Annotated in this window: 18 protein-coding genes and 4 pseudogenes; 7 read left to right on the plus strand and 15 right to left on the minus strand. The window is 60.6% G+C overall.

What is annotated here, in order from left to right; translation table 11 throughout:
* Window positions 1-24: 24 nt before the first annotated feature.
* The 3 genes from zapE to AB5975_05150 all read right to left on the minus strand — a co-directional run bounded on the left by zapE (window position 25) and on the right by AB5975_05150 (window position 3,214).
* Window positions 25-1,119 carry a cell division protein ZapE gene (zapE, locus tag AB5975_05140; protein XDR21282.1) on the minus strand — a complete coding sequence of 365 codons (1,095 nt, stop codon included), beginning with the start codon at window positions 1,117-1,119 and terminating at the stop codon, window positions 25-27.
* Window positions 1,120-1,203: 84 nt separating this feature from the next.
* Window positions 1,204-2,553 (minus strand): tryptophan--tRNA ligase, encoded by a 1,350-nt coding sequence (locus tag AB5975_05145; protein XDR21283.1) that lies wholly within the window; start codon window positions 2,551-2,553, stop codon window positions 1,204-1,206.
* A gap of 25 nt (window positions 2,554-2,578) precedes the next feature.
* Complete coding sequence (locus tag AB5975_05150; GenBank protein XDR21284.1) at window positions 2,579-3,214, minus strand: alpha/beta hydrolase; 636 nt, start codon at window positions 3,212-3,214, stop codon at window positions 2,579-2,581.
* Window positions 3,215-3,349: 135 nt separating this feature from the next.
* Here AB5975_05150 and AB5975_05155 point away from each other — a divergent pair, with 135 nt between their 5' ends.
* The gene (locus AB5975_05155; protein XDR21285.1) at window positions 3,350-3,787 is read left to right on the plus strand and encodes a YhcB family protein; all 438 of its coding nucleotides are present in this window, start codon (window positions 3,350-3,352) and stop codon (window positions 3,785-3,787) included.
* Between the two features lie 59 nt (window positions 3,788-3,846).
* Here AB5975_05155 and AB5975_05160 read toward each other — a convergent pair.
* Window positions 3,847-5,042 (minus strand): annotated as a pseudogene (locus AB5975_05160) (methionine gamma-lyase).
* A gap of 127 nt (window positions 5,043-5,169) precedes the next feature.
* Here AB5975_05160 and AB5975_05165 point away from each other — a divergent pair.
* From AB5975_05165 to AB5975_05175, 3 genes and pseudogenes are all read left to right on the plus strand, one after another.
* Window positions 5,170-5,650, plus strand: a pseudogene (locus AB5975_05165) (Lrp/AsnC family transcriptional regulator).
* A 112-nt stretch (window positions 5,651-5,762) separates the two neighbouring features.
* A complete protein-coding gene (locus AB5975_05170) occupies window positions 5,763-8,027 on the plus strand; it encodes an S-type pyocin domain-containing protein (protein ID XDR21286.1) in 2,265 nt (754 codons plus the stop codon).
* Window positions 8,024-8,284, plus strand: a complete 261-nt coding sequence (locus AB5975_05175; GenBank protein XDR21287.1) for a bacteriocin immunity protein — start codon at window positions 8,024-8,026, stop codon at window positions 8,282-8,284. The genes AB5975_05170 and AB5975_05175 overlap by 4 nt, the downstream gene beginning before the upstream one ends.
* 127 nt (window positions 8,285-8,411) lie before the next feature.
* Here AB5975_05175 and AB5975_05180 read toward each other — a convergent pair whose 3' ends face one another.
* From AB5975_05180 to AB5975_05195, 4 genes and pseudogenes are all read right to left on the minus strand, one after another.
* A complete protein-coding gene (locus tag AB5975_05180; protein ID XDR21288.1) occupies window positions 8,412-8,894 on the minus strand; it encodes a hypothetical protein in 483 nt (160 codons plus the stop codon).
* Between the two features lie 424 nt (window positions 8,895-9,318).
* Window positions 9,319-11,220 (minus strand): sulfate adenylyltransferase subunit CysN, encoded by a 1,902-nt coding sequence (cysN, locus tag AB5975_05185; GenBank protein ID XDR21289.1) that lies wholly within the window; start codon window positions 11,218-11,220, stop codon window positions 9,319-9,321.
* Between the two features lie 16 nt (window positions 11,221-11,236).
* A complete protein-coding gene (gene cysD, locus AB5975_05190) occupies window positions 11,237-12,154 on the minus strand; it encodes a sulfate adenylyltransferase subunit CysD (protein XDR21290.1) in 918 nt (305 codons plus the stop codon).
* Between the two features lie 198 nt (window positions 12,155-12,352).
* A pseudogene (locus AB5975_05195) lies at window positions 12,353-13,109 on the minus strand (Nif3-like dinuclear metal center hexameric protein).
* 168 nt (window positions 13,110-13,277) lie between these two features.
* On the opposite strand from AB5975_05195, the gene algW reads away from it, so the two are divergent.
* On the plus strand, window positions 13,278-14,438 hold the full coding sequence (algW, locus tag AB5975_05200; protein XDR21291.1) for a Do family serine endopeptidase AlgW: 1,161 nt from the start codon (window positions 13,278-13,280) through the stop codon (window positions 14,436-14,438).
* Window positions 14,439-14,469: 31 nt separating this feature from the next.
* Here algW and AB5975_05205 read toward each other — a convergent pair whose 3' ends face one another.
* The 4 genes from AB5975_05205 to AB5975_05220 all read right to left on the minus strand — a co-directional run bounded on the left by AB5975_05205 (window position 14,470) and on the right by AB5975_05220 (window position 18,627).
* Window positions 14,470-15,234: an amino acid ABC transporter ATP-binding protein gene (locus AB5975_05205; GenBank protein XDR21292.1), complete on the minus strand. Its 765-nt coding sequence runs from the start codon at window positions 15,232-15,234 to the stop codon at window positions 14,470-14,472.
* A gap of 10 nt (window positions 15,235-15,244) precedes the next feature.
* Window positions 15,245-16,342: an amino acid ABC transporter permease gene (locus AB5975_05210; GenBank protein ID XDR21293.1), complete on the minus strand. Its 1,098-nt coding sequence runs from the start codon at window positions 16,340-16,342 to the stop codon at window positions 15,245-15,247.
* Between the two features lie 10 nt (window positions 16,343-16,352).
* On the minus strand, window positions 16,353-17,531 hold the full coding sequence (locus tag AB5975_05215; GenBank protein XDR21294.1) for an amino acid ABC transporter permease: 1,179 nt from the start codon (window positions 17,529-17,531) through the stop codon (window positions 16,353-16,355).
* Window positions 17,532-17,598: 67 nt separating this feature from the next.
* Complete coding sequence (locus AB5975_05220; GenBank protein XDR21295.1) at window positions 17,599-18,627, minus strand: amino acid ABC transporter substrate-binding protein; 1,029 nt, start codon at window positions 18,625-18,627, stop codon at window positions 17,599-17,601.
* Window positions 18,628-18,959: 332 nt separating this feature from the next.
* Between AB5975_05220 and AB5975_05225 the strand changes: the two genes are divergently transcribed.
* The gene (locus AB5975_05225; GenBank protein XDR21296.1) at window positions 18,960-19,616 is read left to right on the plus strand and encodes an alpha/beta hydrolase; all 657 of its coding nucleotides are present in this window, start codon (window positions 18,960-18,962) and stop codon (window positions 19,614-19,616) included.
* A gap of 101 nt (window positions 19,617-19,717) precedes the next feature.
* Window positions 19,718-21,186: pseudogene (rhlB, locus tag AB5975_05230) on the plus strand (ATP-dependent RNA helicase RhlB).
* A gap of 163 nt (window positions 21,187-21,349) precedes the next feature.
* Here the strand turns inward: rhlB and moaE are convergent.
* From moaE to moaC, 3 genes are read right to left on the minus strand one after another with little or no spacing between them, the layout of a single operon-like run.
* On the minus strand, window positions 21,350-21,796 hold the full coding sequence (moaE, locus tag AB5975_05235; GenBank protein ID XDR21297.1) for a molybdopterin synthase catalytic subunit MoaE: 447 nt from the start codon (window positions 21,794-21,796) through the stop codon (window positions 21,350-21,352).
* 2 nt (window positions 21,797-21,798) lie between these two features.
* On the minus strand, window positions 21,799-22,044 hold the full coding sequence (gene moaD / locus AB5975_05240) for a molybdopterin converting factor subunit 1 (GenBank protein XDR21298.1): 246 nt from the start codon (window positions 22,042-22,044) through the stop codon (window positions 21,799-21,801).
* Window positions 22,044-22,514: a cyclic pyranopterin monophosphate synthase MoaC gene (gene moaC / locus AB5975_05245; protein ID XDR21299.1), complete on the minus strand. Its 471-nt coding sequence runs from the start codon at window positions 22,512-22,514 to the stop codon at window positions 22,044-22,046. Before moaC ends, moaD begins: the two co-directional genes overlap by 1 nt.
* Window positions 22,515-22,617 lie beyond the last annotated feature (103 nt).

The raw sequence follows: 22,617 nt of genomic DNA on the forward strand, positions 1-22,617 counted from the left end.
GGGGCCGCTTTGCGGCCCCCAAATTTATGGCTTGTGCGCGCGCGACAGGAATTCGTGCGACTGCATCTCCAGCAACCGGCTCAGGGTACGCTGGAACTCGAAGCTCAGGCGCCCACCGGTATACAGGTCCTTTAGTTCCACCTCGGCCGAGATGATCAACTTGACGTTGCGGTCGTAGAACTCGTCCACCATATTGATGAAGCGACGGGCGATGTCGTCGGTGGTAACGCCCATCTGCTCCACGTTGCTGAGCAACACGGCGTGGAAGATCTTGCCCAGTTCGATGTAGTCGTTCTGGCTGCGCGGCCCGTCGCACAGGGCGCGGAAGTCGAACCAGGCGACGTCGTCGCACGTACGCAGGGCATTGATCGGGCGGTTCTCGATCATCAGCACGTCGTTCTCGACCGCCTGGGTGCACTCAGGGGTCAGCGCCTTGAAGCTGGCACGCATGCTCTGATGCGCCGCATCATTGAGCGGGAAGTGGAACAGTTCGGCCTGTTCCAGATGACGCAGGCGGTAGTCGACGCCGCTATCCACGTTCACCACGTCGGTGTACTGCTTGATCATGGCGATGGCCGGCAGGAAGCGCGCACGTTGCAGGCCGTCTTTGTACAAGCCGTCCGGCACGATGTTGGAGGTGGCCACCAGCGATACGCCGTTCTTGAACAGTTCTTCCATCAGAGTGCCGAGGATCATGGCATCGGTAATGTCCGACACGAAGAATTCGTCGAAGCAGATGACCTTGGCTTCTTCGCTGAAGCGCTTGGCGATGATGGTCAGCGGGTTCTTCTCGCCCTTGAGGGTTTTCATTTCCTCGTGCACGCGCTTCATGAAGCGGTGGAAGTGCGTGCGCATCTTCTGCTTGAACGGCAGCGCTTCATAGAAGGTATCGACCAGGTAGGTCTTGCCTCGCCCTACCCCACCCCAGAAGTACAGGCCCTTGACCGGGGTCTGCTCCTTCTTGCCGAACAACTTGCCGAACATGCCTGGCTTATTGTTCTGCGCCTGCACCAGGTCGTCGTACAGGCGCTGCAGGTGACGCACCGCAGTTTCCTGCGCCGCGTCATGGAAGAAGTCGGGACGTTTCAGATCTGCTTGATAGCGTTCTAAGGGAGTCATGATTCGTTAGCGAGGCAACAAAAAACGGGCCGTCACTGTAGCGACAGGCCCGCTTAATGGCAATCAGACTTGCGTCAATATGCCTCAGTCGTGCTGTGGTGCCAGGGCATCACGCAGGCTTTGAATGGCCACATCACGGGCTTCGGTGCTGTCGAACTGCGGCCCGTCGGCAACCTGCTCGCCATTCAGCCACAGGCCGAAGCTCAGGCCTTCAACCCGTACATCGGCCTCGCCACCCTGTTGCAGCTGCTTGCTCACGGCGCCGGCGCTCTTGCCGTCGGCAAAGCTGCGCGACAGCAGCAGTTGCTCGCCGTCAGCGGCCAGCAGGCGGAAGCGGAAGCTGCCATCTTCGTCACGGAAGCTGACAAAGCGCGCACTCTTGGCGGCTTTTTTCTTCACTTCGGTAGTGGCCTGCACGCCAGTACGGAACGAACGCAGGCCAACGGCTTCGCGCAGTTGCTCGAGGAACGGCGTGGCAATCTTGCGGGCCTTGGCGGCGCCGGCCAGCAGGATGTCTTCCAGGTCCGCCGGGCGGGCGATCAACTGGTGGTAGTACTCGCGTTTTTCGGCCAGCTGGCCATCCAGCAACTGGAACAGGCGCTGCTTGGCATCGCCCCAGCCCAGACCCTGCAGCAGCTCTTCACGGAAGCCGGCGCATTGCTCCGGCGTCGAGAAAGCCTGGTACAGGGTGAACAGGTGCGAGTTGTCCGGGTCTTTCGCTTCGCCTGGCGCGCGCGAGTCGGTGACGATGCGCGAAATGGCGTCCTTCATGTCCTTGGCGCTGGTGAACAACGGGATGGTGTTGTCATAGCTCTTGGACATCTTGCGCCCATCCAGGCCGGGCAGCGTGGCCACGCTTTCTTCGATCACCGCTTCTGGCAGGGCGAAGAAGTCCTGGCCCTGACCGAACAGGTGGTTGAAGCGTTGGCCGATGTCGCGGGCCATTTCCACGTGCTGGATCTGGTCACGGCCAACCGGCACCTTGTTGGCGTTGAACATCAGGATGTCGGCAGCCATCAGCACCGGGTAGCTGAACAGGCCCATGCTCACGCCGGCGTCCGGGTCTTCGCCGCTCTCGACGTTCTTGTCCACCGAGGCCTTGTAGGCATGGGCACGGTTCAGCAGGCCCTTGGCGGCAACGCAGGTCAGCAGCCAGGTCAGCTCGGGGATTTCCGGGATATCGGACTGGCGGTAGAAGGTCACCTTGTCCGGGTCCAGCCCACCGGCCAACCAAGTGGCGGCGATTTCCAGACGCGAACGTTGAATGCGCTGCGGGTCGTCGCACTTGATCAGGGCGTGGTAGTCGGCCAGGAAGTAGAACGAGTCGACACCGGGCTGCTGGCTGGCACGGATCGCCGGGCGGATGGCGCCGGCGTAGTTGCCCAGGTGCGGTGTGCCGGTGGTGGTGATACCGGTAAGAATGCGCGTGGTCATGGGTGTTCGCTTATTCAGGCTTGGCTCAGTTCGAAAGGCGCGGCAGCAGCAGATCCTTCAGATCGGTCAGCTTGCCATGGAAGAAGTGTCCGCATTCTGCCACTTTCAGCAGCTCATGGGGGCGCGACAAGCTGTCGGACCACTCGTAAACCAGCTGCGGTGCGACGACTTCGTCGGCGTCCGGTTGCACCACGGTGATCGGGCAACGCTGCGGCACCGGGAACTCGGTGGTCAGGCGCATGACGGCGGGGGCGATCATGAACAGATGCTGCAACTGCGTGCCTGCAGCTTCCAGGCGCCCAGCCAGACTGGTGGCCACGAAACCACCGAACGAGAAGCCCATCAGCACAAGTGGCAGCTCGGGGTGTTTGGCACGCAGCCAGGCGGCAGCGGCCTCGGCATCGGCTACTTCGCCAGCGCCCATGTCATGGCTACCGGCGCTCTGGCCAACACCACGGTAGTTGAAACGCAGGGTCACATAGCCGGCATCACGTGCGGTGCGCTGCAGGGTCGAGACCACCTTGTTGAGCATGGTGCCGCCCTGGACCGGGTTGGGGTGGCAGATCAGCACCGCGCCACGGGCGTCGGCCACGTCCAGGTACAAGGCTTCCAGCTGGCCGCTGGGGCCATCGATGAACAAGGGGGTTTCGCGGACAAGCAAGGCACTACTCCGTGACCTCGGGAAGGGTCGATTCGTCTAGGTGAGGAATTCTGTTCTGATTTGCGATCGCTCGCGGTATACAGCGCAGGTCTGAGCCGTTAACGTAAAGCAAAGCCGTTTATAGAGGAAGGACTCGTGGAACTCTCGCTCCTTGTTTGGTTGTTGCCAACCCTGGCCCTGGTCATCGGTGTGGCGGTCGGTTTCATCGTTGCCCGCCTGCTGCCCAATGCGGCGCCGAGCAACACCCAGCGCCAACTGGATGATATCCAGAAGCGTTTCGACAGCTACCAGAACGAAGTGGTCACCCACTTCAACAGCACCGCCATGCTGGTCAAGAAACTGACCCAGAGCTACCAGGACGTACAGGATCACCTGGCCGAAGGCGCCAACAGCCTGGCCCTCGACGACGTCACCCGCCAGCGCCTGCTGGCTGCGCTGCATTCCGAAGCGCCGCAAGGCCCGCGTGACCGCCTGACCCCGCCGAAGGACACCGCCGAAGTGCCACGCGACTATGCGCCAAAAGCGCCGAACTCGCCGGGCATGCTCGACGAGAGCTACGGGCTCAAGCGCTGATCGGCTGAACATGAAAAAGGCCTCGCAAGAGGCCTTTTTTGTGGGCTGGTACAGGCTGCCTATTTGCAAGCCTGCAATGCCTGCTCGACATCCGCCAGCAGGTCTTCCACATCCTCCAGCCCCACCGACAACCGCACCAATCCTTCCGATATGCCGTGATGCGCCCGCTCCTGCGGCGTGTAACTGGAATGCGTCATGCTCGCCGGATGCTGCGCCAGCGATTCGGCATCACCCAAGCTCACCGCCCGTGCAAACAGCTGCAGCGCATTCATGAAGCGCCGCCCGGCGTCGATCCCCCCTTGAGCTCGAAGGCAATCATCCCACCCGGCAAGCGCATCTGCCGCTGCGCCAGTTCGTATTGGGCGAACGACGGCAAACCTGGGTAGTGAATAAGTTCCACCTGCGGCTGCCGCGCGAGGAACTGCGCCACCTGCAAGGCGTTGGCGCAATGGCGGTCCATGCGCAGGGCCAAGGTCTTGATACCGCGCATCAGCAGCGACGCGTCATGCGGCGACAGCACCGCCCCGGTCATGTCCTTCAGCCCCTCCAGGCGAATGCGGTCGACCAGCGCCTTACGCCCCACCACCAGGCCCGCCGTGATATCACCATGGCCACTGAGGTACTTGGTCGCCGAATGCACCACCAGGTCCGCCCCAAGCTCCAGCGGCCGCTGCAGGTACGGCGTGCAATAGGTGTTGTCGACCACCACAAGTACATCACGCCCTCGTACTGCCTCGACGACCGCTGCTATATCCACCAGTTGCATGTTGGGGTTGGCCGGCGTTTCGAAGTAGATCATCCGCGTTTTGCTGTTGATCGCCGCTTTCAGGGCCTTGGCATCGTTGAGGTCGACATGGTGGATCTTTACCCCGAACTCGCCAATGCCGTGATGCAGGAAAGCGAACGTGCAGCCATACAAAGTACGCCCGACAATCAGTTCATCGCCAGGCCGCAGCAAGGTCCAGATGGTCGAAGTGATCGCGCCCATCCCCGACGCCAGCGCCAGCCCCGCCTCACCGCCCTCCAACGAAGCCATGCGTTGCTCGAGCAAGGCCAGGGTCGGGTTGGAGATGCGGCTGTAGAAATGCCCCGTTTCCTCCCCGGCGAAGCACGCAGCGCCGTATTCGACAGTGGGGAAGGCATAAGTAGCGGTCTGGTACACCGGTGGCACCAGGGCACCACCGTGGGAAAGCGGGTCGTAGCCATGGTGAATGGCCCGCGTGGAAAAACCGGTGTTGTTATGGGAGTCGCGCATGGCAACAGCCTCTTGTGGTTTGTTATAAGCTTATGCCACCGGGCTGCCCGATTTTTTCCAAATTGGCCCACGCATACGCGTGCTTGTTGGAACGAAAACAATAATCAACGGACCAGGAGGGCAAAACATGCCTTCAAGCCTCGATCGCACCGACCGCGCCCTGCTGGCTGCCTTGCAGGACAACGCCCGCCTCACCATCGCCGAGCTCGCCGACCAGGTGGCGCTGACCACCTCGCCCTGCTGGCGACGGGTCAAGCTTCTGGAAGACAACGGCTACATCACCGGCTACCAGGCCCTCCTCTCGCCCAAGTCGCTGGGGTTTGGCGTGACCGCGTTCGTCAGCATCATGATGGACTCGCACACCAAGGACATGGCGCTGGCGTTCGAGCAGCGGCTGATGGAAATCCCCGAAATCGTCGCCTGCCACAACATCTCCGGGCGCTATGACTTCTTGCTGGAGATTCTGGCGCGGGACCTGGAGTCGTTTGGCGAATTTACCCGGGAAGTGCTGCAACGGCTGCCGGGGGTGAAGGAGATCTATTCGAGTTTTTTCCTACAAGGCGGTGAAGGAGAAACGGGTGATACCTGTGTCGGAAAAACACATCTAAGACAGATCTTTCCGAGTGCCAGGAAGCTTCCCACCGATTGACAGGCCGGAGCTGACATACCGCGAATTCAATATACGTAAAGCTAGCCCGTGTAGTGACCAGGAGAACCTACATGGCACGGGACAACACGTATTATCTCGATGAAGCGCTGTACATCAGTGCGCAAGCACCAACAGGTGCCGAACTAAGTTTGATTGGTGGCGGTGGTGGTGGACCGGGCGCAGGTGGCTGGGGGCTAAGCGATGGTTATCCACGCGGGACCAGCCCAACCAAAAATGACATCGCACGGGTCATTTCCACTCGCAGGGTGCTGACAGAAGAGTTTCAGATTATAGAGAAGGACTATTCAGACAAATATGCCCACGAAGTAAATCAGATCCCTGAAACCATTGCTGCACTGAAAGCCCAGATCAAAGCCGAGGCGAACAGTGCAAACGGCGCGGCCTCCACACTTTCAACAGAACAACAAATCCTGTCGTCACGCATCAGTCAGATTCGTGACGGTTATTTGCAGATTTTACCCGACGCCAATAACTACTTTGGCGTACCCGCATTCTACAAGCGCGGCGATTCAATGATGAGCCGGTTTCTGGACCCGGGCTTCTTCGCAGCAACAACAGGCCAGGAGCTCGGTGTGGAATGGGCCACAAGGCTGCAGAGGGCTTGGGATGGCACCTACCGTTTACACATCGAAGCTCAAAAGCACCAAGCGCTGGCAGACGAACTTGAGGGCCTCGCAAGGCAAGTGGATCAGGAGGAGCTCAACCACCAGCCTCTAAATCTGCTGGAAATGATCGCGCGTCGAACAGCTCAGATTCACGCAGAGCGGCAAATACATTTCGATTGTTTACCCAACGTTCTTCAGCATGAGTTAGGGCAAACCGTCATTGACGACGCGCTCACGCTTGTTCAAACCCTCAGTGCCTACCTTGCAACCGCTGCTGCCTTGGTGCAGGCCAAGCAATCGCAAATTCCGGCGTACCATGATCAAAACCCCCGCATCAACGCCCCCCTGTCGAAGCCTCAACTTGAAGGGCTTTTGCATCTTGTAGATGAACAACGATTACGCCGGGCCGGCCCGCGCTGGCAGGAATACCACCTCACACTGGCGCTAAACGAATCGATCAGATTCCTGGGCGTATATGCAGGTGCCACGCAAAACCTGATGCAGCGCGCCGCTGAAGTGGAGAACCTCCAAAGTCAATTCGCCGCACAGGAAAAAGCTGCACGCCAGCAGGCCGAAGCTGCGCGCTTGGCTGCAGAAGCCGAGCGGCAAAGGCAAGAGGCTCTGCGGCGGAGCATTTCCTATATCAATGAAGCGCGTTTGGCGGGACTGACGCCTGCCGTAATCCCCATTGGTGCTACCTCTTTTGCAGTAGCCGAAGCGGCTTACTCGGCTTTGGGTGAAGCAATCACGGCCGCGATTGCCCGCCTTGTTGCTACGACTATCCCTTCGCTTGCAGTAGGCACACTTGCGATGGCCTGGCCGTCAACGCTGGGTAACGGTGAGCGCCGTTATCTTATCAGCACCCCGCTAGCCAGCCTTACGCCACCCGGTGGGCCTGACCTTGCAACCTTGGCAGCGTCATCAACCAGCATCGACCTGCCGTATCTGCTGGCTGGATCCGAGCACCCAAATGGCATGGACCTGTATGTGGTGGCTGGGGGTAAACCGGTACCGGTACGCGCTGCGACATTCGACAGTGAGCGGCAGGTCTACAGCCTGGCGCTGGATAACCCGCAGCGGATTTTGACCTGGACACCTTCCAGCGCGCCGGGCGGTGAAGGTGGAAGTTCTATAAGCTTGCCGCCAGCGCCGCCCGGTACCGTCGTTTACACCGGCAGTACCCTGAACCCCGTCAGCACCGAGACGGAGGGTTACCCCGCGCTGGATTTGCTGGACCAGGAACGGCTGATCATCACCTTCCCCATGGACTCGGGTTTACCGCCTATTCTGGTGGTGTTCAAAAGCCCGCGGTACGAGCCAGGTACATCGACCGGAACTGGTACACAGGTATCAGATACATGGCGTAAATCGGCAGCCAACCTCGAAGGGGCTCCAATTCCTGCGCAGATTGCTGATCTTCTCAGAGACAGAGAATTCAGGAGTTTTGACGCGTTTAGGGGGCAGTTCTGGAAGGCTGTGGCTAACGATCCTGAGCTCTCCAAACAATTCAGCGAAAGGGACTTGGCGCGCATGAAGAAAAATGGAAATTCACCGCTGGTGGATGACGAGGACATTTACATGAGTCAAATGACTTTCGTGATTCATCACGTGATACCAATAAGTGAAGGCGGTGGCGTTTACGACATGAGCAATTTGAAAGTCGTAACCCCTAAGGTTCATAACACCATTCATTACGGAGAAAAGCCATGATACTCAAGGAAAATCTAAGCGACTATACAGAGCAGGAATTTCTGGAGTTTTTAGCTGAAATTGACAGAGCAAATGAAGACGAACCTGATCAAGTGCTAACCCCTTTGCTACAACATTTCAGAAAAATCACTGAACACCCCTCTGGAATAAATCTCCTCTACAGACCAGCTACACCAGAGGATGGCAAGCCCGAGAAAATTATAGAAATCATCAAGTCTTGGCGAGCCGCCAACGGAAAAAGCGGTTTCAAGTCTTAACTCGACACATGCTCCGTCCGGCCAACGGCAAAGAAGGATTCAAACCTAGCTAAATAGAGCGAGGTCCTGATCTGTCAGGGCCTTCAGTTACACTCTATATAAATTAAACAAGCAGCTCTCAAAGGAACTAGAAGATTACCGTAACCGCTCTTGTACTCAGCGCAAGGTCAACCACCTCAACAGGTGAGAGATCCCGTGTAAATTCAGCACCACCAAAGTATACGCCGGGATGAAATATCAAATCCATTACGCGTTCGTTAGGAATATTCACTTCCAACATAAGAAGCCAAAAATCAACGTCATGCTCAGCCCCTTCACACTCCATCCCTCTTCGCGCCATCTCCACCAACTCATCTTTGGTAACATCAGCAACCGGCTGAATATACGGCTCATACAGAACCTTACGCACCCAGGTGTTATGGTCTTGCGCGCCATAAATCCCCTGAAAATCTCGGAAATCAAATTCAGTCGCGGCTAGCCGATTAAATTCGATAACGAGGTGCTCCGTCAGATCACGCTTCCCACAGTCTATTTCCTCTGAAAGCTCACACAGCTTCGAAACTAACTGTTCATCCAGCTCAGGCGGCATCAGTTCTCTACGCAGATCCATACGATTCTCCCTCATAAACTTTTGATACTCACATCCTGCGCCCAACTAAAAACCACGTGTTTCAGGAGCAATTACAGCTTACCGGATGAGGCGGTATGAAACTTGTAGGAAGCGTCTGAACTTATAATGCAGATCTTGAGAGCATTAAAGCTTGAGCACTAACCGCGCCCCCAAGACACGGTGTGAACTTGAAGGTCACGGGATACCCGTTGGAGCGGGCGAATCGAGATATCGAACTGGCGCGAAGCAGGCATCACGCTGGATGGCACCGGCTGCGCCGGTGATCGCCGGTAAGCCAGCTGCCACACGGGCTGCATTAGCCTTGGAATTCTGAGGAAGACGGTCCTTCTACATGGGGTCGTACAGGCATGTGGCGGGCAATAAAAAACCCCGCCGCAGCGGGGTTTTTCTTGCAGCTCAGCGCTTAGATCGCGCCACGCTGACGCAGCACGTCCAGCACCAGCTTCACGCCTTCGTCGACGCTTATCGACTGGGTGTCGATCACCAGGTCGGCGTCCAGCGGCACATCGAACGGGAAGCTTTCGCCCGGGATGTTTTCGCCACCGGCCGCGTACAGGCCTTGCGGATCACGCTCGCGGCACGCCAGCGGCGAGGCCTGGACGTAAACGGTCACCAGGCGCTCTTTGCCGATCAGCGCCTTGGCCTGTTCGCGGCCTTCGGCATCCGGGGCCACGAACGCAGCCAGGGTCAGCAGGCCGGCCTCGTTGAACTGGCGCGCCACATGGGCGGCGCGGCGCCAGTTTTCGGTGCGACCGGCGCGGTCTTGCGGCAGGCCCTTGTTCAGGTCGTGGCGCAGGTTCTGGCCATCGAGCACGTATACCGCACGGCCCATGTCGAACAGCTTGCGCTCCACGGCATAGGCCAGGGTGCTCTTGCCAGCGCCGGACAGGCCGCTGAACAGCACGGTGGCTGGCTGCTGGCCGAAGCGCAGGGCGCGCTCTTCGGTCGACACGTGGGCCTGCTTGCCATGCTGGCCGGTGCTGCCGTGTGGCAGAACGGGCGGAGCGATGATCATGCCGGCGCCAACGGTGCCGTTGGTCAGGCGGTCGATGACAATGAACGCACCGGTGGTGCGGTTGCTGTCGTAGCCGTCCAGGGCGATCGAGGCGTCCAGTGCAACCTTCACGCGGCCGATCTCGTTCAGCTGCAGTGCGCTGGCAGCGCCCTGCTCCAGGGTGTTCACATCGACCTTGTGGGTGATGCTGGCAATCGAGCCCGGCACATAGCTGGTGGCGCGCTTGATGTCGTACTTCTTGCCCGGGAGCATCGGCTCTTCGGCCATCCACACCAGCATGGCGTCGAACTGGTCGGTCACCGGCGGTACGTTGTCGGCATGTACCAGCAGGTCGCCACGGGAGATGTCGATCTCGTCTTCCATGGTCAGGGTCACTGCCTGGCCTGGGCCGGCGTTTTCCAGCTCACCTTCGTAGGTGACGATGGACTTGACGCGGCTGCTCTTGCCCGACGGCAGCACGACGATTTCGTCGCCCTTGTGCACCACGCCGCTGGCGATGGTGCCGGCGAAGCCACGGAAGTTCAGGTTCGGGCGGTTCACGTACTGCACCGGGAAACGCAGGTCGGTGAAGTTGCGGTCGGCCGACACTTCGACGGTTTCGAGGATTTCCATCAGCGTCGGGCCGGCATACCACGGCGAACGCTCGCTGTGGTTGACCACGTTGTCACCCTTGAGCGCCGACATCGGCACGAAGTGCAGGCTGCTCGGGGTCAGGTTGATGGCTTCGGCGAACTGCAGGTAGTCGGCCTTGATCGACTCGAAGACGTCTTGGTCGAAGCCCTTGAGGTCCATCTTGTTGACCGCGACCACGATGTGCTTGATGCCCAGCAACGAGGCGATGTAGCTGTGGCGGCGGGTCTGGGTCTGCACGCCGTAGCGGGCATCGACCAGGATGATCGCCAGGTCGCAGGTGGATGCACCGGTGGCCATGTTGCGGGTGTACTGCTCGTGGCCCGGGGTGTCGGCAATGATGAACTTGCGCTTGGCGGTGGAGAAGTAGCGGTAGGCAACATCGATGGTGATGCCCTGCTCACGCTCGGCCTGCAGGCCGTCTACCAGCAGTGCCAGGTCGACTTCTTCGCCGGTGGTACCGACTTTTTTCGAATCACGGGTGATGGCCTCGAGGTGGTCCTCGTAGATCATCTTCGAATCGTGCAGCAGGCGCCCGATCAGGGTGCTCTTGCCGTCATCCACGTTGCCGCAGGTGAGGAAACGCAGCAGTTCTTTGCGCTCGTGCTGAGCCAGATAAGCGAGGATGTCTTCGCTGATCAAATCGGATTGGTGCGACATGGAGTAACCCTGAAAATTAGAAGTAGCCCTGACGTTTTTTGTCTTCCATGGAACCGGCGCCATCGTGGTCGATGACTCGGCCCTGGCGCTCGGAAGTGCGCGTCAGGAGCATTTCCTGAATGATGTCGGTGAGCGTTTCGGCTTCCGACTCGACAGCGCCCGTCAGCGGGTAGCAGCCAAGGGTACGGAAACGCACCTTCTTCTTGACGATGCGGGCTTTCTCTTCCTCGGAGAGGTGCTCGAGAATGCGCTCGTCGTCGATCATGATCAGGGTGCCGTTCTTCTCGATGACTTCACGCTCGGCGGCGAAGTACAGCGGCACGATCGGGATGCCTTCAAGGTAGATGTACTGCCAGATGTCCAGCTCGGTCCAGTTCGACAGCGGGAAGACGCGGATCGACTCACCCTTGTTGACCTTGCCGTTGTACACGTTCCACAGCTCTGGGCGCTGGTTTTTCGGGTCCCAACGGTGCTTGCTGTCACGGAACGAATACACGCGTTCCTTGGCCCGCGACTTCTCTTCGTCGCGGCGCGCGCCACCGAAAGCGGCGTCGAAACCATGCTTGTCCAACGCCTGCTTCAGGCCCTGGGTCTTCATGATGTCGGTGTGCTTGGAGCTGCCATGGGTGAACGGGTTGATGCCCTGCGCCACACCCTCGGGGTTGACGTGGGTGATCAGTTCCAGGCCCATTTCCTCGACCATCTTGTCGCGGAAGCTGTACATCTCCTGGAATTTCCACTGGGTGTCGACGTGCATCACCGGGAACGGCAGCTTGCCCGGGAAGAAGGCCTTGCGCGCCAGGTGCAGCATCACGGCGGAATCCTTGCCGATCGAGTACAGCATCACCGGGTTGTCGAACTCGGCGGCCACCTCGCGGATGATATGGATGCTTTCCGCCTCCAGCTGTTTCAAGTGCGTCAGTTTGTCGACCATGGCTACTCACGAAAAACGATCTTATGGACGGCCTGCGGGCCGTGTTCGAGCGAGCCACTTTATCACAGCGGCTGCTTCTATTTAGGCGGCGGGCTAGATCGAAAAGGTCTAACGATATGACTGGGGGTTTGGCTGATATCGGGGCCGCGTTGCGGCCCTTTGGGAGCAGGCGAGCCCGCGCAGAGGGCAGCACTGATTTCAGATGGGATTCGGGCAATCGATGAACAGGTGCTCCACGGCAAACCGCCGCGCCAGGTAATCGCCCAGCGCCTGCACGCCATAGCGCTCGGTGGCATGGTGCCCGGCCGCAATGAAGCTGACCCCATTCTCGCGGGCACTGTGGTAAGTCTGCTCCGACGCCTCGCCTGTGAGGTACAGGTCCACCCGGCCGCAATCGCCGTGTCGATGTAACCCTGCCCGCCACCGGTGCACCAGCCGACCCGACGGATCATCTCGTCGCCTTCGACCAGCAACGGCTCACGCCCAGCACGTCCTGCACCCGCCTTGCAAAATCACGCGCGGTCACGGGCTCGGCCAGCGAACCGACCAACCCGACCACTTTGGGGTTCTCCGGGTCCAGCGGCCCTTCGACGGTGATGTCCAGTTGCCGCGCCAGTTGCACGTTGTTACCTACCTCCGGGTGCACGTCCAGCGGCAGGTGAAACGCCAGCAGGCTGATATCGTTGTTCAGCAAGGTTTTCAGGCGACGCTGGCGAATACCGGTGATGCATGGGTTTTCACCTTTCCAGAAGTAACCATGGTGCACCAGCACCAGGTCGGCCCCGGCCTCGACCGCTGCGTCCAGTAGCGCCTGGCTGGCGGTAACGCCACTGACGATGCGGCTGACCTGTGGCCGGCCTTCGACCTGCAGGCCATTGGGGCAATAATCCTGGATCTTCGCGCTACCCAGGTAACGCTCGGCTTCTTCGACCAGGGTGTTTAGAGCGACGGCCATGAAAATCTCCTCGAAAACTGCGCTTTTCCCAGGCACAACGCCTAGCGAACGCCCGTATAATGCCGGCCATTATGGGCCGTCGCCGGCACTGGGGGAACCGGTGTATCATCGCGCGCGCTCATGCCCCACTGCGCGGCCGCTGGCCCCCGCTCTTTCCAGGATTCGTTCATGTTCAAGGCTTTGCGTTACTTTGGCTGGCCCCTGCTTACCGGCGTACTGATCGCCATGCTGATCATCCAGCGTTTCCCGGAATGGGTCGGCCTGCCCAGCCAGGACGTCAACCTGCAGCAAGCACCGCAGACCACGCGGATCATGCAAGGCCCGGTGTCGTACGCCGACGCCGTGACATTGGCCGCCCCGGCTGTGGTCAACCTGTACACCACCAAGGTGGTGAACAAAAGCGCTCACCCGCTCTTCGAAGACCCGCAGTTCCGCCGCTTTTTCGGCGACAACCTGCCCAAGCAGCGCCGCTGGGAATCAAGCCTGGGCTCGGCGGTGATCATGAGCCCCGAGGGCTACCTGCTGACCAACAACCACGTCACCAGCGGCGCCGACCAGATCGTCGTTGCGCTGAAGGATGGCCGCGAAACCTTGGCCCGCGTGATCGGCAGCGACCCGGAAACCGACCTGGCGGTGCTCAAGATCGACCTGAAGAATCTGCCGGCAATCACCATCGGCCGTTCCGACAACATCCATATCGGCGACGTGTCGCTGGCCATCGGCAACCCGTTTGGCGTCGGCCAGACCGTGACCATGGGCATCATCAGCGCCACCGGCCGCAACCAGCTGGGCCTGAACGACTACGAAGACTTCATCCAGACCGACGCGGCGATCAACCCCGGCAATTCGGGTGGCGCGCTGGTGGATGCCAATGGCAACCTGGTCGGCATCAACACGGCAATCTTTTCCAAGTCCGGCGGCTCGCAAGGCATCGGTTTTGCCATCCCGGTAAAACTGGCACTGGAGGTGATGAAGTCGATCGTCGAGCATGGCCAGGTGATTCGTGGCTGGCTGGGTATCGAAGTGCAGCCGCTGAGCCAGGAGCTGGCCGAGTCGTTCGGCATGAAGGACCGCCCAGGCATCGTGGTGGCGGGTATCTTCCGCGAAGGGCCGGCGGCCAAGGCCGGGCTGCAGCTGGGTGACGTGATCCTGAGCATCAACGGCGAGCCGGCCGGTGACGGGCGCAAGTCGATGAACCAGGTGGCGCGGATCAAGCCCAATGAGAAGATCACCATCGAGGTGATGCGCAATGGGCAGCAATTGAAGCTGGTTGCCGAGGTGGGGCTGCGGCCGCCGCCGGCGCCGGCTGCCAACCCGGAAGAGAAATAAAAAACGGGGCCGCTTTGCGGCCCCAACTGCATCAGTGCAGGATCTGGCTGAGGAACAACTTGGTCCGATCACTGCGCGGCCGGTCGAAGAAGTCATCCGGCGCGGCTTGCTCCACAATCTCCCCCTTGTCCATGAAGATCACCCGGTTCGCCACAGTCCGGGCAAAGCCCATTTCGTGGGTTACGCAAAGCATGGTCATGCCATCCTCGGCCAGGCCCACCATGGTATCGAGCACTTCCTTGACCATTTCCGGGTCCAGCGCCGAGGTCGGTTCATCGAACAGCATGATCTTGGGCTTCATGCACAGCGCACGGGCAATCGCCACACGCTGCTGCTGGCCACCCGACAACTGCCCTGGGTACTTGTGCGCCTGCTCCGGAATACGCACCCGCTCCAGGTAATGCATGGCAATTTCCTCGGCCTTGCGCCGTGGCATCTTGCGCACCCACATCGGCGCCAGGGTGCAGTTTTCCAGAATGCTCAGGTGCGGGAACAGGTTGAAGTGCTGGAACACCATGCCCACTTCACGGCGGATAGCCTCGATCTGCTTGAGGTCGTTGGTCAGCTCCACGCCGTCGACCACGATACGCCCCTGCTGATGCTCTTCCAGGCGGTTGAGGCAGCGGATGGTGGTGGACTTGCCCGAGCCGGACGGCCCGCACAGCACGATGCGCTCGCCCTGGCGCACATTCAGGTTGATGTCCTTGAGCACATGGAACTGGCCGTACCACTTGTTCACACCCTGCATCTGGATGATGCCTTCGGGGCCAGCAGGCTGCTTGATCGCTTCACTCATTTCGAAACTCCTAACGCTTGTGGCCAGTGTCCAGCTTGCGCTCCAGATGCATGGAGTAGCGGGACATACCGAAACAGAAAACCCAGAACACCAGGGCGGCGAACACATAGCCCTCGGTGGCCATGCCCAGCCAGGCCGGGTCGGCGGCGGCTTGCTTGACGCTGTTCAGCAGGTCGAACAGGCCGATGATGATCACCAGGCTGGTGTCCTTGAACAGGGCGATGAAGGTGTTGACGATGCCGGGGATCACCAGCTTGAGTGCCTGCGGCAGGATCACCAGGCCCATCGAGCGCCAGTAGCCCAGGCCCATGGCCGCAGCGGCTTCGTACTGGCCCTTGGGGATGGCCTGCAGGCCACCGCGCACCACCTCGGCGATGTACGCCGACTGGAACAGGATCACGCCGATCATCGCCCGCAGCAGCTTGTCGAAGCTCATGCCTTCAGGCAGGAACAACGGCAGCATCACCGAGGACATGAACAGCACGGTGATCAGCGGTACGCCGCGCCAGAACTCGATGAAGGTCACGCACACCACCTTCACGGCTGGCATCCGCGAACGCCGGCCCAGGGCCAGCAGGATGCCCAGCGGCAAGGCACCGACGATACCCACGGTGGCGATCACCAGGGTCAGCATCAGCCCGCCCCATTGGCTGGTCGGCACGCTATCCAGGCCCAGGTAGCCCCCGTGCAGCAGGGTGTAGGCCAAAACCGGGTACAGCACCAGGAAGCCCAGGCCATAGAAGGCCTTGCGCGGGAAGCGCTTGATGAACAGCGGCGCGGCACCGAGCACGGCAAGCCACACGGTCAGGTCCACGCGCCAGCGCAGCTCCGCCGGGTAGTAGCCGTACATGAACTGGCCGAAGCGCTGCTGCACGAACACCCAGCAGGCGCCCTCCTTGGTGCAGTCGGCGCGGGTGGTGCCGACCCAGTTGGCGTCGATCAACGCCCACTGCAGCAACGGCGGCACGATCAGCCACACCAGGTACAGGGCAAACAGGGTCAACAACGTGTTGAGCCAGCTGGAGAACAGATTGGCACGCATCCATGCGAGCACGCCGACGGTTTTCACCGGTGGCGGCATATCGGGTTTGAAAACATGGGCATTCACGGGCGTATCCTCACCGCTCGATCAGCGCAATGCGCTTGTTGTACCAGTTCATCAGCAGCGAAATGCTGATGCTGATGGCGAGATAGACACTCATGGTGATGGCGATCACCTCGATGGCCTGGCCGGTCTGGTTGAGCACGGTACCGGCGAACAGCGAGACCATTTCCGGGTAGCCGATACCGGCCGCCAGCGACGAGTTCTTCGCAAGGTTCAGGTACTGGCTGGTCAGCGGCGGAATGATCACCCGCAGTGCCTGGGGGATGATCACCTTGCGCAGGGTCGGGCCCTCGCGCAGGCCGAGCGAACGGGCGGCTTCGGTCTGGCCATGGCTGACCGAACGGATGCCGGAACGCACGATTTCAGCGATGAAAGCTGCCGTATAAATAGTCAGCGCCAAGGTCAGCGCCAGCAGTTCGGGGATCAATACCCAGCCACCGACGAAGTTGAAGCCCTTCAGCTGCGGTACTTCCCAGGTCACCGGGCTGCCGAACAACAGCACGCTCAAGCCCGGGATGGCGATCAACAGCGCCAGCCCTGCCCAGAACTTGTGGAACGGCACGCCAGTCTCGTCAAAGCGTTTGTTGGCCATGCGCACCATCACGGCAATGGCCGCGATTGCCACCACCACGGCCACTGCAAACGGCCAGAAACCATCGGCCATGGAGGCGCCCGGCATGTTCAGGCCACGGTTGCTGATGAAGAACATATCGTCGATGTTGATGCTGCCCCGTGGGCCTGGCAGGGTCAGGAACACGGCGAAATACCAGAACAGGATCTGCAACAGCGGCGGGATATTGCGGAAGGTTTCCACATACACGGTCGCCAGCTTGTTGATCATCCAGTTTGGCGACAGCCGCGCCACACCGATGATGAAGCCCAGGATCGTCGCCAGGATGACACCGATGAAGGTCACCAGCAGGGTATTGAGCAGGCCGATGACGAACACCCGCGCATAGCTGTCGGATTCCACGTAGGGGATCAGGTGCTGGGCGATGCCGAAGCCGGCACTGCGGTCCAGAAAGTCGAAGCCCGACGTGATGCCTCGGTGCTGCAGGTTGGTTTGCGTGTTGTGGAACAGGTACCAGCCCAGACCGACCACGAAGACGATCGTGAGAATCTGGAACAGCCACGCGCGCACACGCGGATCGTTAAGGGACAAGCCCTTGGGTGCGCCGATTTGATTTTGCATGAAGTGCCCCGGACAGTAGGGATTCGAACAGCCTGCGGCGGCGGGATGCCGCCGCAGGGTGCAACCATCAGCGCACAGGTGGCGCGTACTGGATGCCGCCGTTGTTCCACAGGGCGTTCATGCCACGGTCGATCTTCAGGTCGGTGCTCTGGCCCAGGTTCTTCTCGAACACTTCGCCGTAGTTGCCGACTTGCTTGACGATCTGCACTACCCAGTCTTTGGGCAGTTTGAGGTCCTTGCCGTACTCGCCATCCCCACCCAGCAGGCGGGCGACGTCCGGGTTCTTGGTGGCCTTGGCCTCAGCTTCGACGTTCTTCGAGGTGATGCCCGCCTCTTCGGCGTTGAGCATGGCGAACAGGGTCCATTTGACGATGCTGAACCACTCCTCGTCGCCCTTGCGCACTACCGGGCCCAATGGCTCCTTGGAGATGGTTTCCGGCAGCACCACGTAGTCGGTCGGTGCGGCCAGCTTGGAGCGCTGGGCGAACAACTGCGACTTGTCCGAAGTCAGCACGTCGCAACGGCCGGACTCCAGCGACTTGGCGCTTTCGTCGGACGTGTCGAAGGTGATCGGGGTGTACTTCAGGTTATTGGCGCGGAAGAAGTCCGATACGTTCAGCTCGGTGGTGGTACCGGCCTGGATGCAGATGGTCGCGCCATCGAGCTCCTTGGCGCTGGAAACACCCAGCTTCTTGTTGACCAGGAAGCCGACGCCGTCATAGTAGGTGACACCGGCGAACACCAGGCCCATGCCCGCATCGCGCGAGCTGGTCCAGGTGGTGTTGCGCGACAGCACGTCGACTTCGCCCGATTGCAGGGCGGTGAAGCGTTCCTTGGCGTTGAGCTGGCTGAACTTGACCTTGGTGGCATCGCCAAACACGGCGGCGGCCACGGCACGGCAGACATCGGCGTCGATACCGACGATCTTGCCCTGTGCATCAGGTACCGAGAAGCCTGGAAGACCGTCGCTCACGCCACACTGGACGAAGCCCTTTTTCTTTACCGCATCGAGGGTGGCGCCGGCCTGGGCATTGCTCACGGCGCCCAGCGCGGCGGCAGCGGTCAGGACTGCCAGGGTGGTTTTCAACATCTTCATTCACAACCTCCAAATCGCTCTTGTTGTATCGAGCCGGAATTGCACCGCACCCTTTTGAGGCGTATCCGACCCGTATTGGCTTGTTATTGGGTCAATTGGCGCAATGGACTGTTCTGTGACAGCCTTCGCGTGCAAAGGGTGTTACCGTCACGGCTTGCCCTTTGCATCACAGGTTGAATTGCAAAGGGCGTACCAGATTCTTTGGCTGTAGCGTTTAAGCGCTCGTCAAGTAGGGAAAGTTGTATCGTTGCGACATTCTTTTTCCGACAATCATTTTCCGTGCCTTCTTTTCACGCACGCCATAACAAGACACGCACATTTTCGGAGCAGTCATGACCAACCCGCTGATTCTCGAACCACAGAAAACCGCTGACGCCTGTGTGATCTGGTTGCACGGTCTGGGGGCCGATCGTTACGACTTCCTACCTGTGGCCGAATTCATGCAGGAGCGCCTGCTCAGCACCCGCTTCATCATGCCCCAGGCGCCAACCCGCCCCGTGACCATCAACGGCGGCTACGCCATGCCCAGCTGGTACGACATCAAGGCCATGACCCCAGCCCGCGCCATCGACGAAGCTCAGCTGGAGGAGTCGGCCGAGCAAGTGGTTGCCCTGATCAAGGCCGAGCAGGCCAAAGGCATCAACCTGTCGCGGATCTTCCTGGCCGGTTTCTCCCAGGGTGGTGCGGTGGTGCTGCACACTGCCTATATAAAGTGGCAAGAAGCACTGGGCGGGGTGATCGCCCTGTCCACCTACGCCCCCACCTTCAACGACCAGCACCAGTTGAGTGCCTGCCAGCAACGCACCCCGGCCCTGTGCCTGCATGGGGTGCACGACCCGGTAGTGATCCCGTCCATGGGCCGCACCGCCTTCGAGTACCTGAACACCTGGGGCGTCGCCGCCCGCTGGCACGAGTACCCGATGGAGCACGAAGTGGTAGTCGAAGAGCTGAACGACATTCACGAATGGCTGGCCAAGCAACTGCAATAAGCCGCGACCGCCTGTAGTTGTAGGGCTATTCCACTACGCCGCGCCCGAATCTTGCATTACACTGCCCGGCGTACATTCCTTAACCAGTTGATGAGACGATCGTGCTCAAGGCACTCAAGAAAATATTCGGCAAGGGAGACGCCGCGCCACAGGCCGTCGCTCCTGCTGCCAGCGTGACGCCACCGGCGCCCACGCCCGCCAGCGAGCCCCGGCCCGCAGCCAAACCGGCCGCCCCGCGCGCCAACCCCACCCCCAAGGCTGAGCGGCCTGCCGCCGTTACGCCAGCGCCAGCAGCCGAGAAGCCGGCCAAGGACAAACCGCGTCGCGAGCGCAAGCCCAAACCGCAGGCCAGCCTATGGAAGCCCGAAGACTTCGTGGTCGAGCCGCAGGAAGGCAAAACCCGTTTCCACGACTTCAAGCTGTCCAACGAGCTGATGCACGCCATCCACGACCTGGGCTTCCCATACTGCACGCCGATTCAGGCGCAGGTACTGGGTTACACCCTGCGTGGCCAGGACGCCATCGGCCGGGCCCAGACCGGTACCGGCAAGACCGCCGCATTCCTGATCTCGATCATTTCCCAGTTGCAGCAAACGCCCCCGCCCAAGGAACGCTACATGGGCGAACCGCGCGCGCTGATCATCGCCCCTACCCGCGAGCTGGTGGTGCAGATCGCCAAGGACGCCGCGGCCCTGACCAAGTACACCGGCCTGAACGTGATGAGCTTCGTCGGTGGCATGGACTTCGACAAGCAGCTCAAGGCCCTGGAAGCGCGCCACTGCGATATCCTGGTGGCCACCCCGGGCCGCCTGCTGGACTTCAATCAGCGCGGCGAGGTGCACCTGGACATGGTCGAGGTGATGGTGCTGGACGAAGCCGACCGCATGCTCGACATGGGCTTCATCCCCAGGTTCGCCAGATCATTCGCCAGACGCCGCCGAAGAGCGAGCGCCAGACCCTGCTGTTCTCCGCCACCTTCACCGACGACGTGATGAACCTGGCCAAGCAGTGGACCACCAACCCGGCCATCGTCGAGATCGAACCGGAAAACGTCGCCAGCGAAACGGTCGAGCAGCATGTGTATGCCGTGGCCGGCAGCGACAAGTACAAGCTGCTGTACAACCTGGTGACCCAGAACAAGTGGGAACGGGTAATGGTGTTCGCCAACCGCAAGGACGAAGTGCGGCGTATCGAAGAAAAGCTGGTGCGTGACGGCATCAATGCCGCCCAGCTGTCGGGCGACGTGCCGCAACACAAGCGCATCCGTACCCTGGAGAGCTTCCGTGAAGGGCGCATCACCGTGCTGGTGGCGACCGACGTGGCGGGGCGTGGTATTCACATCGATGGTATCAGCCATGTGATCAACTTCACCCTGCCGGAAGACCCGGACGACTACGTGCACCGCATTGGCCGAACTGGCCGTGCGGGGAGCAGTGGTGTGTCGATCAGCTTTGCCGGTGAGGATGATTCCTACCAGTTGCCGGCGATCGAAGAACTGCTGGGGCGCAAGATCAAGTGTGAAATGCCGCCGGATGAGCTGTTGAAGCCGGTGCCGCGCAAGCACCACTGATTACCCGAAATGCTAACGCCGTCCCTGTAGGAGCGGCCTTGTGTCGCGAAAGGGCCGCGCAGCGGCCCCAAAGATTTCATCTTTAATGCAGCTATTGCCGGGGCCGCTTTGCGGCCCTTTCGCGACACAAGGCCGCTCCTACAGGGAATCGGTGCAACCTTGACTACCAGCGCCCCGCCGCATCCTGGTCACTCTGCTTCCCTTCCACCCACCGCGGCCCTTCCTCGGTATTCTCCTTCTTCCAGAACGGCGCCCGGGTCTTCAGGTAGTCCATGATGAAGTTGCAGGCGTCGAACGCTGCCTGCCGATGGGCACTGGCCACACCGACGAACACGATCGGCTCACCCGGCTCCAGCGCACCGATGCGGTGCAGCACTTCCACCTTCAGCAGTGGCCAGCGCTGCTCGGCCTCGACCACGATCTTGGCCAAGGCCTTCTCGGTCATGCCGGGATAGTGTTCAAGGAACATCCCCGCCACTTCACGGCCATCGTTGAAATCCCGCACATAGCCGACAAAACCGACCACCGCGCCCACGCCGACGTTGGCCGCATGCATGGCATTGACCTCGGCCCCCGGGTCGAACGCGCCTTGCTGCACTCGCACTGCCATGTTCAGCCTCCGGTCACCGGCGGGAAAAACGCCACTTCATCACCCTCTGCCAGCGGCTCGTCGAGTTTGCACAGTTCTTCGTTACGCGCGCACATCAGGTTCTGCTCGGCCAGCACCGCATATTGCCCGCCCTTGGCCACCAGGACCTGGCGGACATCGTCCAGCACCTTGAACGCGCCCTCTACATGCTCGGCATCCACGCCCAGCAGCTCGCGGTAACGGGCAAAATAACTCACCTTGACCTTCATCACGCTTGCACCTTGTAGTGGCCGCTCTTGCCGCCGAGCTTTTCCAGCAGGCGCACCTGCTCGATGACCATGCCCTTGTCCACGGCCTTGCACATGTCATAGATCGTCAGCGCAGCAACGCTGGCGGCGGTCAGCGCCTCCATCTCGACACCGGTCTGCCCGGCCAGCTTGCAGCGGGCAACGATACGCACGGCGTCCTGCCCTTCGGCACTGAGTTCGACCTTGACGCTGGTCAGCATCAGCGGGTGGCACAGCGGGATCAAATCGCTGGTCTTCTTCGCCGCCTGGATCCCGGCAATGCGCGCCACGGCGAACACGTCGCCTTTGGGGTGTTCACCGTCGACGATCATCTGCAACGTCTGCGGCAACATGCGCACCCGCGCCTCGGCGGTGGCCTCGCGCTCGGTCACGGCCTTTTCAGTGACGTCGACCATGTTGGCCCGCCCCTGGGAATCAAGATGTGTCAGCACTGCTCTGCTCCTGTGAAGGGAACAGCCAGTGTAAACCCGTGGGTCAGGTTTGAGCAGAGGGTTTGACCGCGAAGAGGCCGGGCGGCGAACCGCCCGGCGGCAA

This window comes from Pseudomonas putida, assembly GCA_041071465.1.
Lineage (GTDB): Bacteria > Pseudomonadota > Gammaproteobacteria > Pseudomonadales > Pseudomonadaceae > Aquipseudomonas > Aquipseudomonas putida_P.

Excerpts from the sequence above, each read along its gene's own strand:
- moaD (XDR21298.1), bottom strand. The coding sequence starts at position 22,044 with ATGAAGGTCAAGGTGAGTTATTTTGCCCGTTACCGCGAGCTGCTGGGC.
- AB5975_05170 (XDR21286.1), top strand. The coding sequence starts at position 5,763 with ATGGCACGGGACAACACGTATTATCTCGATGAAGCGCTGTACATCAGT.
- algW (XDR21291.1), top strand. The coding sequence starts at position 13,278 with ATGTTCAAGGCTTTGCGTTACTTTGGCTGGCCCCTGCTTACCGGCGTA.
- AB5975_05205 (XDR21292.1), bottom strand. The coding sequence starts at position 15,234 with ATGAGTGAAGCGATCAAGCAGCCTGCTGGCCCCGAAGGCATCATCCAG.
- cysN (XDR21289.1), bottom strand. The coding sequence starts at position 11,220 with ATGTCGCACCAATCCGATTTGATCAGCGAAGACATCCTCGCTTATCTG.
- AB5975_05145 (XDR21283.1), bottom strand. The coding sequence starts at position 2,553 with ATGACCACGCGCATTCTTACCGGTATCACCACCACCGGCACACCGCAC.
- AB5975_05180 (XDR21288.1), bottom strand. The coding sequence starts at position 8,894 with ATGGATCTGCGTAGAGAACTGATGCCGCCTGAGCTGGATGAACAGTTA.
- cysD (XDR21290.1), bottom strand. The coding sequence starts at position 12,154 with ATGGTCGACAAACTGACGCACTTGAAACAGCTGGAGGCGGAAAGCATC.
- zapE (XDR21282.1), bottom strand. The coding sequence starts at position 1,119 with ATGACTCCCTTAGAACGCTATCAAGCAGATCTGAAACGTCCCGACTTC.
- AB5975_05220 (XDR21295.1), bottom strand. The coding sequence starts at position 18,627 with ATGAAGATGTTGAAAACCACCCTGGCAGTCCTGACCGCTGCCGCCGCG.
- AB5975_05225 (XDR21296.1), top strand. The coding sequence starts at position 18,960 with ATGACCAACCCGCTGATTCTCGAACCACAGAAAACCGCTGACGCCTGT.
- AB5975_05175 (XDR21287.1), top strand. The coding sequence starts at position 8,024 with ATGATACTCAAGGAAAATCTAAGCGACTATACAGAGCAGGAATTTCTG.
- moaE (XDR21297.1), bottom strand. The coding sequence starts at position 21,796 with ATGGCAGTGCGAGTGCAGCAAGGCGCGTTCGACCCGGGGGCCGAGGTC.
- AB5975_05215 (XDR21294.1), bottom strand. The coding sequence starts at position 17,531 with ATGCAAAATCAAATCGGCGCACCCAAGGGCTTGTCCCTTAACGATCCG.